The organism is Candidatus Nitronauta litoralis (assembly GCA_015698285.1).
Taxonomy (GTDB): domain Bacteria; phylum Nitrospinota; class Nitrospinia; order Nitrospinales; family Nitrospinaceae; genus Nitronauta; species Nitronauta litoralis.
Genome location: CP048685.1, coordinates 1,415,873 through 1,428,843, shown reverse-complemented (window position 1 = coordinate 1,428,843; position 12,971 = coordinate 1,415,873). Strand labels below are relative to the sequence as shown.

Sequence of the window (12,971 nt, the reverse complement as noted above, 5' to 3'; positions counted from 1 at the left end):
CGTTCCGATTTCCTTTCCCTTTTTCTATATCAACGGTAAAATTATTCAGTTAATGACCATCCTCTTTTTTTTATAAAAAATAAATCGTCGGATACACTTTTAAAAAACTTCAAAAGCAAATTTTTTTTAACTTGTCTAATTTGGAGAAACCTTATGAGCAAGCTCAGTATTTTATCCTGGAACCTCGAACATTTTAACGGTCGTGGCGGTATCGATAAAAACAGCCGCCAGAAACGGCAAAACCGTGTCGAACGGGTCTGTAAATTTATTAAAGATAAAAAACCTGATGTTTTTGGACTTTCAGAAGTTGAGGGTAAGGATGTTCATTCCAAAATGACCAAGATTTTATCCGGCTACACTTTCAGTATTACGGAAGGCAGGCAAACCCAGGAACTCCTCATCGGTGTAAAACACGGCATCACTTCATTTTTCACACAACGCAATGAGTTCAAAAGAAGCAATCCAAACCTCCGGCCCGGCGCATTGCTGACGGTTACAATGAATGATCAGCACATTCCCATTCTTTTCACACATCTCAAGAGTATGCCAAGCCCCGAAGGGTTCGGACTACGCGATGCCATGTTCGACAAGGCCTTCAGTCTGAAAAGATCTCTGGACAAATTGGCCAAACACAGTGGGCAAAAGCAATCCAATTTTATTATTCTGGGTGATATGAACACCATGGGAATGAACTATGAAGGCAAACAATTTGATATTCCGGGGCCGCACGAAATAAAGATCGTTGCCAATCGGTTCCGAAGGCGCGGCATGACGCACCTCAGCAAAACACATACGGCTACTTTTAATAATGGATCAAAATCAAGGTATGCACCAGCAGACCTCGACCATGTCTTTGCAGCAGACCACCTGCAGTTCATGAACGCAGGGCAAGGTGCCGATGTTCACGTGGGAGGCTGGGCGGAGTTGTGCTCTGTAAAGGATCAGGACAAGTGGATCCATGAATTTTCCGATCACGCCCCATTGAGTTTGACCCTTAAAATATAGATGTCCATTTTTATCCAGCGTGACCAGGGACGTATTGGCTAATGGGAATTAAACGGGTTTTATTTTTTTGCATTGTGGTCGGGTTGATAATGTTATTAACTCCCCTGCTTTCCCACGCCATACTTTACAAATGGGAGGATCATCGTGGACGATGGCACATCGTCGATTCCATCGAAAAAGTGCCGGAAAAATTTCGCAACCGCGCCGTACCCACGAATCAGAATGATCCGCTGAACGGGGAACCCGAATTCTGGAAATCCCGTTTACTGTCCTGGCCCATCGACTGCACTCCGGGAATAAACTGTCGGATTGGTTTTCCGGATATCGACAACGATGGCCGTACCCCTTACGGGGAGCGCCCCATGTATCGTGGTCACGAAGGCACGGACATCATCGTCAATTTCGACCAGATGGATGACGGAGTCGATGTCTACGCTGCTGCCGATGGCGTTGTTAAATTTGTTTTCGATGACCCCAACCGTTTCGACCGCTGTGTCAGTCCGCGCACCCACCCGGATTGCTCGGTGCCCAATGGAACCGATGTATCAACAGGGTACGGACCCTACTGCCAGACCGGCGGCGAACAGTTTGGCAGTTGTTACTGGGTATTTGGCGGCGGCAATGTGGTCATCATTCTGCACCCGCAAATGCAGGATGTATTTGGAACCCGATACGATCATCTAAAAAGCGGTTCCATTACCGTGAGGCCCGGACAACGGATCAAGGCGGGTCAAAAAATTGGAGAGGTCGGCAGTGCAGGAAGGTCTACCGGCCCTCACCTGCACTTTGAAGTATGGGGACCCGGCGGCTACTACCTGCACGGCCCGGTGGTTGATCCCTGGGACGGCTCCGGTCTGCCGGGGAGGAAAAAATCACTCTGGGCCCACTACCCCCCATGGGAATGACAGTAAAATCCCTTAAAGACATTGAAAATAGCCACTTTAAACGAAAATACCCCTTTTTCGCTGGTTTTTAACCCTATGGCAAGTAGTCCATACAATGAAAGGTGTATACTGAGCCCATAAAATATGATGGTGGCTCAAAATGCACACCCCCATTCCCAAATATCGCAGCTTAGTTTTTATTGGCACCACTTTTATCGCTTCCCTGATTATTCTCGAAGGATTTTCTCAGTTAATTTTCTGGACACGCGAACCCATAAAACAGGCCATTGGTCTTCCCCTCCTGCAAGGCCTGGATATTTATGAGCAAGAGGATCCTGCAAATCCCGGCAGGCTGCTCCTCAAACCAGGACTCTCCCTGAATCTCAATCAGTTGATCCAATCCAAAAAGAAAAACGGTTATCACATAACCGTCAAAATTCTAAATCGTCTCGCGAAAAAGTATCAGTTGAATGAAAATGCCCGAATGTTTCAAATTAACCGGAACGGTTTTAAAGGACCGGAAATTGATCGCGCACATTCCAAAGTTCGAATTCTCTCACTTGGAGATTCCTGCACGTTTGGCACACTTCTCGACAGAATGACCTATCCGCGTGTGATCGAACAGGAATTAAACGAGATGGGCCCATTGGTGGAAGTGATCAATGCCGGCCTTGAAGGAATCGCCCCCCACCATCTTTTGCCACGCCTCGATGAATTTCGAAAACTGGAACCTGAAATCATCACTCTTTATATTGGCTGGAATTCAATTTTTACCGGTGGTGGATCAGGTCCTCAACTTGCGACGGCGTGGCTATTGAGAAATTTAACTATGCAAGTGCAGATGGCCTGGCTCGGACCATCAGCCTACGCAGAGTCTCTTTACAACAAACCCAAAATCCCTGACCCGGATTCTTCTGAACTAAAATCCTATGAAGATTATGTCCCCGGGTTTATCGATGACGTTCGAGACATAGTCGAGGGCCTCCGGGATGGCAACAACAAAGTTGTTCTCATCACGATACCCGGACTGTATCAAATGCAACAGGCGCCCAGCCCAGCCGCTCTGCAAAAAGGGCACCTTCCCGAATTCACACAGAACCCCTACGTCCTAGCAAAAATTACGGAACGCTATAATCTGGGTTTAAAAAACCTGGCCAGGGAAATGGATCTGAAACTGGTCGACCTCGACCTGTGGAGCCAGACCGCCCTGGTTCCACGTGATTCATTTTTTGAAGATTCTATACACCTGACAGCGGAAGGTCAGGAAAAAACAGGGCAATACCTGGCCACCCAACTCGCTCCTTTAATTAAAAAAGAAATTCGGGTCGTCTCGCGTTAATTTATCTACTGCCCCCAAAAATGCGAAACCTCTCTTTCCACTTAAATTTTTTTCACTCTCCTGTTAAGAGCCTTTGCCTTTGTATTCAGACTAGGGGTATGATGAGAATATTTCTTATTCATTTTATTTGCTAAGGTGTTATGTCCCGATCCGCTCCTAAAACTATTGCCGGCTGGCACTCGATTCGCTATTCCCTGAAACTTGCCATGCGTTTCGGTTTCTGGGAAATGTGGCGCAGTCTGTTTTCGAAAAATTCCTGCAAAAGCTGCGCACTGGGGATGGGCGGACAAATGGGCGGCATGAAAGACGAAGCCGGGAAATTTCCCGCAGTCTGCAAAAAATCCATCTACGCCCAGGCATCCGATCTTCAACCCGCTGTCACTCCTGAATTCTTCCGCAAAAACAGCGTCGAGCAATTATCGTCATGGACACCGAGACAACTCGAACATGCGGGACGCCTGTCGACTCCCATGTTCTGCGGTGAAGGCGATAGCCACTACCGTCCTGTTTCCTGGGAAAAAGCTTTTGAACTCATAGTGACCAGATTGAAAGCTGTTGCTTCGGACCGCACTTTTTTCTATGCCAGCGGGCGTTCCTCCAACGAAGCGGGTTATCTCTTGCAATTGTTTGCGCGCAGTCTCGGGACCAACAACGTCAACAACTGTTCCTTCTACTGTCATCAGGCTTCCGGGGTGGGTCTGACTGAAAGCCTCGGCACCGGCACCGCGACCATTGAACTGGAAGACCTGCGTCACACCGACCTGATTTTCCTGATCGGTGCGAATCCCTCATCGAATCATCCACGGTTCATGACCACCTTAATGGATATCCGCAGGCGCGGTGGAAAAGTCATTGTCATCAATCCGGCGCGCGAACCGGGCCTCGAACGATTCCATGTGCCCTCCGATCCGATCAGTCTGGCGTTTGGGTCTCAAATCGCCAGTTCCTATCTACAGCCGAATATCGGAGGCGATGTCGCCCTTGCCGCAGGAATCGCTAAGGCATTATTTGAACTATCGGATACAACTATAAATGTTTTAAACCGTGAGTTCCTCGAAAACTCCACAATGGACTTTGAGAACTATGAACAATTTATTCGTGAAATAAGTTGGGAAGATATCGAAACGCAATCGGGCCTCAGCGAAAAAGACATTCGCAAAGCTGCCATGGAATATTCGAAGGCCGACAAGGTGGTGTTCGCCTGGGCCATGGGGCTCACCCATCACGCCCACGGTGTCGACAATGTACAGTCCTTTGTGAACCTGGCCCTCTTGCGTGGAATGGTGGGCAAACCCCACGCCGGACTTCTCCCGTTGCGCGGTCACAGTAATGTGCAAGGGATCGGTTCCATCGGGGTCACCCCAAAACTGAAACCGGATCTTAAAAAGCAGATGGAAACTCATTATAAAATCCAACTGCCCAACGGCGAAGGATGGGACACCCTCACCTGTATGGAAAATGCCCGGCAAGGGAAAGTGGATTTCGCCTGGAATCTCGGTGGCAATTTATACGGAGCCAACCCTGATTCTGATTTTATGGAAAAAGCGTTCAAGGAAATTGATTTCACCCTTTACATGAACACCACCCTCAACCCTTCGCATTTTCTTGGACGCGGAAAAAACACGCTGCTTCTACCTGTGCTCGCGCGGGATGAAGAACCGGAACCGACCACCCAGGAAAGCATGTTCAGTTACGTCCGCATGAGTGACGGCGGACTGCCTCGTCTTGATGGCCCGCTGAGTGAAATTGAAATCATCTCCACTGTGGCGGAAAAGGTTCTTGGCCAGAAACCGGTTGACTGGAAAGCATTGGCACAGGCCGCCAATGTTCGGCAGGATATCGGTTCGGTTGTCCAGGGCTTCGAAAAATTAAAGGATATAGATCAAACCCGCCAGGAGTTTCACATCGGCGGCCGCATCCTGCATGAACCTCATTTTTCGACAGTCACCGGGAAAGCCAATTTTAAGATTCCCGAAACCATCAACCACGTAGAACCGGCGTCGACGCAGAATCATTTTCAATTGATGACGATCCGTTCAGAAGGACAGTTCAATACCGTGGTCTATGAAAACTTCGACCAGTTCAGAGGCATAAAGTCGCGCGATGTGGTGCTGATCAATCCTGAGGATTTAAAACAACTGGGCTGGAATGAAGGCGACCGCATCACCGTCAAAAATGAAACCGGGAAGCTGACCCGGCAACAATTGATTGCCTATCCGATCAAGGCAGGCAACCTGATGATGTATTACCCCGAAGCCAATGTTCTGGTTCCACGCCAGAAAGATGAGCGCTCCAAAACCCCGCCGTTTAAATCGGTTCCAGTGGTTCTGGAACAGGAAACAAACAACTCCTGAATCGCCTCTTACGGGAGTTATTTGCGATATGCTAGTAGGACTTACAAGTGAAGATGGATGATATATAGCAAAAATATGGCAGGGAAAAGCCATAGAGGGATTGAGTCGATTGAGGGAAAGACCAAATTTATTGTTTAATATTCTCAACTAATTTTTAAATGAAGATGTAAAGCTAAAAACCCTTTATCGACCAGTTGAGATTTCTGCCAAAAGAAGAAACATGGGCTGTAGCAATACAAACTAGACATTGCACCTAAGAGTTGCCAAGTGGTCCCTGCTTGCATCAATTTTCTAATATGGATAAAAGATACCAAGAACGCCGACTGGATTTCGAAGCGATTTTTAAGCTAAGCAATCTCCAAACAAATGAGCGCCAGGAGTTGATATCGCCATCAGGCAACTTTCAATTAACAATTGATATCTATTCCAAAGGCGCTGCAACTTGGGAATACTCTCGAGGTCTTGTTCGTCGCACTGGCGACAATAACGTGGTGGCAGACATTAAGCGAAACATTGATCATTTCTTCCATGCTTGGGTTCAGCATTCAAATGGAAGTGAATACCTGATTTGCGGTGAAGACTATCAAGGCCAAACTGTAGTTAACCTAACCAAAGGGCAGAAAAAAGACTTCTTTCCCGAATCCGGGTATAACGGTGAAGGGTTCTGCTGGGTCAATGCTTGGCAATCTCCAGATTCAACTTTACTTGCCGTCGAAGGTTGCTACTGGGGCTGTCCCTACGAAGTAGTTTTTTTTGACTTCAAGGACCCTGACTTACTGCCTTACAAAGAACTTTTGCGAGTAGACGATCTCGATAACAGCGAGGGTTGGATCAACAACGATACTTTTCGGATGACGCAAGAAGTTCATGTTCGAGCAGCTGACAAGCGTCCCTATAAGCAGCTATCCGAGAAAGAACAGGATGAAATGGACGAGAATGATGAACTTGCTAGCTACGAGAAGCGGGAAGTTATCGTGACTCGGGAGCAAATATTGCAAGGTATTGACTGACCGCTAATGGCCGAATTCAGACGTTGAAAACATTAACCTGATAATCATGACTCTCCTTTGTGGTGAGTCTTTATTTGTGAACGCTTTAAATTACTTGCCCAATTAAAACAACTCGCCCTCTTGGTGGTAAGCCCGCCCCTTAGCAGGCATCAAACCCTATAATATTTATAGCTTTTTTCTTGATATACAAACCTGGAACCTATAATATTTATAGGTAATGACGGAACGAAACCATAGCCCGCAACTGAGTAAGCCGCAAGCTAAAAAGATTTTGGAAGCCGCGGCGGCCGATTCATCCCGAGTCCATTTTTCGGAGCATGCTTTTTTCAGAATGGAAGAACGGGAAATCACAGCAACTCAGGTTTTACGAATCTTAGGAACTGGCCAGATCACGGAAGGTCCGGTATGGAGTGTCCCGCATGGAAGCTGGGAATTAACAGTAAGAGGTTTCGATTCCGGTGCTGTCGTCACCCTGCCAGTCGCAATTGAGCAGGATCAAACGGGCGTCATTATAGTTACTGTTTTTTAAAAAATAACGGGGACATGCGACTTCCTCCCTGATAAAAGCGACTTCCCTGTCGCGCAAGGGGATGCACATGAAAAAGATACGATACCGTGGGGCGGGTCTGCCTAATATCTGGCTGGTGAATGGTTACAAGGAAAGAAAAAGCCCTTACGGCAACACTACTGCCGTTGAGAATGTTAAGGGTTTGCATCGTGCGATCGGCAACGAACTGGTGCACAGCAAACAGAAATTGACCGGGGCGGAGTTCCGGTTTCTTAGAAAAGAATTGGGATTGTCGCAGAAAAAGTTCGGAGAACTCATCGGCCTGGCCGACCAGACCGTCGCCCTTTGGGAAAAAAAGGGGCCGGTACCGGCATACGCTGACCGGTTTCTGCGGGCTCTTTATGTGGAATATAACGAGGGGACTGTTCAATTACGCGAATTGATTGACCGCATCAACGAACTGGACAAGCAGGCAAAGGGGGAAATTGTGTTTAAGGACACCCCTAACGGCTGGAAACCCCAGCCAAAGGCGGCGTGAGCTCTCGGAACCGCGATTAAACTTTTTGACTAAAATTCCGAGAGAACCGGTAACGACACATAAATCCTCTATTTAGTGCAGATACAAATGAGACCATCGACACGAATAATGTACATTGAGCACAAAGGGGATGACGGGCTAGTCGGCCGCGCCAGGATAGGCCGTGTGAATTGTTTTAAATCTGGCTAGTACGTACACTATAAGGGTAAAACTCTTCAAACATTGAGTGGCACTGGCTTTAAGTCTAATTATTTCGACGTTGAAACCGGCGATTACTATTGGATTTCAGGTTGTCACAAAGATGGTCGCGATGCTCTATACAGCACCACGGCCGAAATAGACGACGATGTGCGCGAAGAGTACTGGTTACAAATTCGAGGTATCCCCGAGAATAGCCACCTATCAAGTATCCGGGTGAAGAGTAAATATTGACGCGCAGAAATCGCAGTTGTCGTGGATATTGTGGCTGAAACGGCCCGCACTTCATTCCAACTGCACAAAACTGTCTGAGAGAAGAATCTATTTCGTGCCAACGGCTATATTTCTATTTCCGCTTTTGGCCGAAAAAGGAAAAACGATACTTTTGACCCAAAGCGGTCATCTGCCGAATTGAACCAAAGTGAAACCTCCTTCCTAAATTTGACGCGTTCCACTTTATTTAAGGTGGCACCGCGCTAACTAAAAGACAAATATGGATGTTATAAAACTCAAATACTCGGAGCCATTCATTCGTGAGGCCATACGCACTTACTGGTGGAAACAAATTGGCCCTGTATTTCCAGTAATAACAGTGTTACTAGCGGGCTACCTGATATATATCCTTACAAATGGTGATCGCTCGTGGGTCGCTGGTGCATTAGGCGCAGTTGTTATTCTGGGTATCGGAATAATGGTAATTGGATATTTTGTTCATCTTCACAGAGCACTCCAACGGTTTCGTAGAATGAAAACACCGGAAGCTACTCTTGAGCTAGGGAATGAACATTTCCGAGTAACCTCAGACTCGGGTTCGTCAGAAATAAAATGGTCACAAATAGACCAGGTGTGGTGTTTTAAAAATGCTTGGCTTTTGTCCTTTTCAGCTGGTGAGTTTATGTCTTTGCCAGTCACGGATATTTCACCAGAATCCAAATCATTCATAGCGGCAAAGGCTAAAGCTGGTGGTGCAAAAATCTCATAACAGGATGTGCTCTGGGCAATATCAGGCGCTTTTGCAGCCTTTCGGGGAGTTGCAGAAGTTTAATTCTTTTGGGCGAGGATATTGAACGTGTTGCAGGTGCCGAGAATATTGTTGGCGATCCAGGCGGCCCAGCCAGTGCGGCGGGCGCAATAGGTTTGTGTCTCCAGCACGCGCAGACCCTGACCTTCTATCAACTTAGTCAAACTTTTCGGGCAGATCCCACCGAACTGTCGCTGGTAGTCAGCCACTTCGTAGTCGTCCTGAATGAGAGGAACACCGCGACGGATCATGCCCCGTTCATAAGCGCTTTCGTCGAGACCCCCCAACATTCGATGCAGTTTGAATCGTAGCGGCGATTTTATTTCCTGTTTGAGTGGCTCAAAAAATATTAAAAGCGTTCCGCCAAGCGCAAGGCGCTGGCACAGAAGCTTCACCACCGCTTCGTAATCAAACAAATGATGAAGCAGGGCGGACACAACCACGCCATCGAACTGCTGTGTTGTATTATTAAGGAACGCTTCAATATCATCTGCGACCAGCCGACACGTTTCTTTTTTATTCTCAGGGATCTTCTCTTCAAGCACGTCAAGTAGTGTCGGAGAAAGGTCGACTCCTGTCAGACGAAACCCCCGCTTCATCAAGGGCAGATAAAGATAGCCCGTACCGCACCCTACATCCAGGATTTCAGAATGCGGATTGCCCAAATGATTCGCAAAGTTGTCGAGCGTACTTTTTAAAACCTGTTGCTGAAAACGGTTGGTCTGTTCCGGGTGGCGGGAAAGGTACTCGGCGTTTTCCAGCGAGTGCACGCGGCGGTTTTCTTCCAGAACCTGTTCTTTAAGTTCGGAATCCAGGAGGGCGCTCATGATGAAACGGGCTGTTGGAAAAAGAAACGTTTCTCAGTGACGGGCGTTTCGCATTCCTGACAGTTTTCACAGCGGGTCGGAAATTCCCCATTCAGGTGCTGCTCGCGGAGTTGCTTCATTTCATTAGCCCGCCACAAGTCGGATACTTTTGAATCGTGGGCGTTGCCCAGCTTGAGCGTTGCGTTGTAATCGACACAGCAGGGAATTACCGTGCCATCCCACAGCACCACCAGTTTGCCGTAGTCTTTGCCAAACAATTCCGGGCAGGCATCCACACGCGGTCCTTCAATCAATTTGGGTTGCAGGCGGACGTGATCGACAATCTCACTCCAGTAATCGACATAGGGTTCGGCATCTTCCCAGGTATCTTCTTCAACTGTGAAGACCACACCCATCGAAAGTTCCGGACGGTTTTCCTCTTTCAATTTCTTCAGACGAAGGATGTTGTCTGTAATTTTTTCCAGCTCGACCCCGCGTACCCGTTTAAATGTTTCGGCTGAACCATCGATTGAAAACCGGATAATCGAAAGGGGACTGTCCACAATTTTCTTTATCATCTTCGAAGTCAGTAAAGTTCCGTTGGTGTTCATCACCAGCCACGGCACACCGGCGTTGTGGGCATAGTCGAACATTTCGAAAATTTGTTTGTGCAGCAACGGCTCACCCCAGTTGTGCATGCACAGGTGTTCCAGGTCCGGGCAGTCATCGACCACTTTTTTGAACAGGTCAAGGTCCATAAAACCTTCGGGACGTTCCATACCTTCGGTGACATAGCAAAACGTGCAACGCAGGTTGCAGGTGTTGGTCGGTTCAATGATGAGGGACGTGAGTTTTTTGATATCCATCAGTCCAGCACCTTTTCAATGATGTAATCCGGACGGTTCTGCACCTGCAGGTAAACGCGGCCCAGGTACTCACCCAGAATTCCAATGGAGAACAATTGCACTCCTGCGAAGAATGCAAACACGGCACACATGACCACAAGCCCATCCACCAGAATTCCATTGACGAACCGTTGGTACAGAAGAAACAGAGTGAGACAAAAACCAATAACGGCACCGGTAATTCCCATATAGGTGACCAGTCGAAGCGGCATGTTGGAATAACCCGTGATGAGGTCCCAGGCCAGTTTCACCAGATTGAGGAATGGATATTTTGTATCGCCTGATGGACGCGGGTGGTGATCCACTTCAATTTCGACCGAAGGCACTGCCATCCAGCTCATGAGGACAGCAAGGTAACGCGAACGATCCGTGCAGGATTCAATTTTTTCCAGCACGTTGCGGCGGAACGCGCGAAACGAACTGAGATTCAATTCAAAACGATTACCCGACACCATTTTCCCGAGCCACAGCAACAGGCGCGAACCCAGAATACGCATGAGTCCGTCTTTTCTTTTCCGGGTTACGGTCGTGACCAGATCAACGTCGTCTGTCATCGCGTCGAGTAGTTTTGGGATTTCCTCGGGCGGATTCTGAAGGTCGGAATCGATCTGCACCATCACCGGTCCGGTGCTTTCACGAAAACCGGCCAGGACAGCCGCCTGTTGCCCAAAGTTTCGAGTGAACCGCACCACTTTGACGCGCTCATCGTCCTCGCGAAATTTTTTTAAGGCATCATAGGAACCATCCGTGCTTCCGTCATCTACGAAAACCAGTTCGTAATACGGTTCACGCTGTTTCATAACCTTCGTCAAGCGTTCATACAATTCCTTCAGAATTCCCACTTCGTTGAATACAGGAACCACTACGGACACCTTCACCGGTGTCAGTTTTTCTCCGCGTAAGGTCAATCGTGTCGAAGGTTTGGTCATGTCATTCACTTGTCAATTTCACTAATGTTGAATTTGGGAATCGTGGCCGGTCGGTGCATTAGTCGGCGCGATTGCGTTTCGCCACAACAAAGCGAACGGCGTTTTAAACATGGAACGCACCAGCCATTTAGGCTCAATGGCCTCAAGAACATGCCGGACCCGCTTGCCTGAAAAATAGAATCGACGATTGGCTTCGCGTTTCAGTTCTATCAATTCTTCATCAGCCACCTGTGAGGCGTTGCACTCGGCGGCATCAAATGAGTAGTCTGAAAATCCGTCTTCCGCCAATTCCATTTCTTCAATAAAAGAATCGCGCAATTCCGTTCCGGGATTGGGAATGACCAGTGAAAAGTTCGCGGTGGTCAATCCCAGTTTGCAGGCAAAGTCTATCGTTCCTTCCATTTCCTCCCGGGTCTCCGTTGGAAATCCGAGCATGAAAAATCCGTGTACACTGATGTGCGCCTTGCTGAGTTTTTTCACCACGCCTGGAAGGATCGAAATATCGAGGTCCTTCTTTATATTGTCCTGAATCCGCTGCGACCCTGACTCGATCCCGAGTGCAAGACGATAGGCTCCAGCCTTTTCCATTTTTTCAATCAACTCATCATCAAAAAAATCAGCGCGCAATCCATTCGGGAACGAGAGATGGACCTTGAGTCCGCGCTCCAGGATCAGGTCCATGATGCGCTTGGCGCGTTTCATATTAAGATTGAATGTATCGTCAACGATGTGAAACTCTTCGATGCCGTATTTATTGACCAGCATTTCCATTTCATCGACCACCACCTCCGCGGTTCGGTACTGGATCGACTTCGCAAAAATATCGTGACAGTAAGTGCATTTGAACGGGCATCCACGCGAAGTCACCAGCGGAATAAACCGGGGGCTGCGATAGACCGGAAAGAAATCCATGGAGCATTTAAAATTGAAGTACGCTTCCATGTCGATCAGGTCGTACTCCTGTTCGTAGTCATCCAGGTTGCGGATGATGGGGCGCGCTTCAGTGGTGACATATTCATCATCGCGTCGGAATGCAATACCCGCAATCGTGTCCAGGGGGTGCCCTGCTTCCATCGCATTGATCAATTCAACAATCGTCACGTCCCCCTCGCCGACAACCATGACATCGATTTGCTTGTGATTGAGAATGTATTGCGGTTCATGCTTGCAATGGGGTCCGCCAAGAATTACCGGGACTCCCGGAGCCAATTGTTTGACTTTGGCAGCATCGATGAAACCGTATTTGCTCTCAATGGTCATCACACCGATACCCACTGCATCCGGTTTAAAACTGGAGAGTGTGTTTTGTAATTCCTGGTCCGGGTCTTCACTGATACGCAAATCGAGGATGCGCGGTTCGTGACCTGCACGTTTTAATACGGAGGCAATGGCGAGCAACCCGAGGGGCATGCAACGCGCCATGGACTTTTTCTCCGCCGCAGGTCTTAGCAACAAAACTTTCATGATCTATTTT

The 12,971-nt window shown here is 48.0% G+C and carries 12 protein-coding genes; 8 read left to right on the top strand and 4 right to left on the bottom strand.

Annotated elements, in window-relative coordinates; all coding sequences use genetic code 11:
• The first annotated feature begins 153 nt into the window (after positions 1-153).
• The 8 genes from G3M70_06435 (at position 154) to G3M70_06400 (ending at position 8,818) form a co-directional block, all read left to right on the top strand.
• On the top strand, positions 154-1,005 hold the full coding sequence (locus G3M70_06435; protein QPJ61544.1) for an endonuclease/exonuclease/phosphatase family protein: 852 nt from the start codon (positions 154-156) through the stop codon (positions 1,003-1,005).
• Between the two features lie 41 nt (positions 1,006-1,046).
• Positions 1,047-1,910 (top strand): M23 family metallopeptidase, encoded by an 864-nt coding sequence (locus G3M70_06430; protein ID QPJ61543.1) that lies wholly within the window; start codon positions 1,047-1,049, stop codon positions 1,908-1,910.
• A 139-nt stretch (positions 1,911-2,049) separates the two neighbouring features.
• Positions 2,050-3,228: a hypothetical protein gene (locus tag G3M70_06425; GenBank protein QPJ61542.1), complete on the top strand. Its 1,179-nt coding sequence runs from the start codon at positions 2,050-2,052 to the stop codon at positions 3,226-3,228.
• A 140-nt stretch (positions 3,229-3,368) separates the two neighbouring features.
• Positions 3,369-5,582, top strand: a complete 2,214-nt coding sequence (locus tag G3M70_06420) for an FdhF/YdeP family oxidoreductase (protein QPJ61541.1) — start codon at positions 3,369-3,371, stop codon at positions 5,580-5,582.
• Positions 5,583-5,878: 296 nt separating this feature from the next.
• Positions 5,879-6,592, top strand: a complete 714-nt coding sequence (locus G3M70_06415) for a hypothetical protein (protein QPJ61540.1) — start codon at positions 5,879-5,881, stop codon at positions 6,590-6,592.
• 217 nt (positions 6,593-6,809) lie between these two features.
• Positions 6,810-7,121, top strand: a complete 312-nt coding sequence (locus G3M70_06410) for a DUF4258 domain-containing protein (protein ID QPJ61539.1) — start codon at positions 6,810-6,812, stop codon at positions 7,119-7,121.
• Positions 7,122-7,188: 67 nt separating this feature from the next.
• Positions 7,189-7,638 carry a transcriptional regulator gene (locus G3M70_06405; GenBank protein QPJ61538.1) on the top strand — a complete coding sequence of 150 codons (450 nt, stop codon included), beginning with the start codon at positions 7,189-7,191 and terminating at the stop codon, positions 7,636-7,638.
• A gap of 691 nt (positions 7,639-8,329) precedes the next feature.
• Positions 8,330-8,818: a YcxB family protein gene (locus G3M70_06400; protein ID QPJ61537.1), complete on the top strand. Its 489-nt coding sequence runs from the start codon at positions 8,330-8,332 to the stop codon at positions 8,816-8,818.
• 59 nt (positions 8,819-8,877) lie between these two features.
• On the opposite strand, the gene G3M70_06395 is transcribed toward G3M70_06400, so the two are convergent.
• The 4 genes from G3M70_06395 to G3M70_06380 are packed head-to-tail and all read right to left on the bottom strand — an operon-like array spanning position 8,878 to position 12,961.
• The gene (locus G3M70_06395) at positions 8,878-9,684 is read right to left on the bottom strand and encodes a class I SAM-dependent methyltransferase (protein ID QPJ61536.1); all 807 of its coding nucleotides are present in this window, start codon (positions 9,682-9,684) and stop codon (positions 8,878-8,880) included.
• Positions 9,681-10,529 carry a radical SAM protein gene (locus G3M70_06390; GenBank protein QPJ61535.1) on the bottom strand — a complete coding sequence of 283 codons (849 nt, stop codon included), beginning with the start codon at positions 10,527-10,529 and terminating at the stop codon, positions 9,681-9,683. The genes G3M70_06395 and G3M70_06390 overlap by 4 nt, the downstream gene beginning before the upstream one ends.
• Complete coding sequence (locus tag G3M70_06385; GenBank protein ID QPJ61534.1) at positions 10,529-11,497, bottom strand: glycosyltransferase; 969 nt, start codon at positions 11,495-11,497, stop codon at positions 10,529-10,531. The genes G3M70_06390 and G3M70_06385 overlap by 1 nt, the downstream gene beginning before the upstream one ends.
• A 21-nt stretch (positions 11,498-11,518) precedes the next feature.
• Positions 11,519-12,961 (bottom strand): B12-binding domain-containing radical SAM protein, encoded by a 1,443-nt coding sequence (locus G3M70_06380; GenBank protein ID QPJ61533.1) that lies wholly within the window; start codon positions 12,959-12,961, stop codon positions 11,519-11,521.
• Positions 12,962-12,971 lie beyond the last annotated feature (10 nt).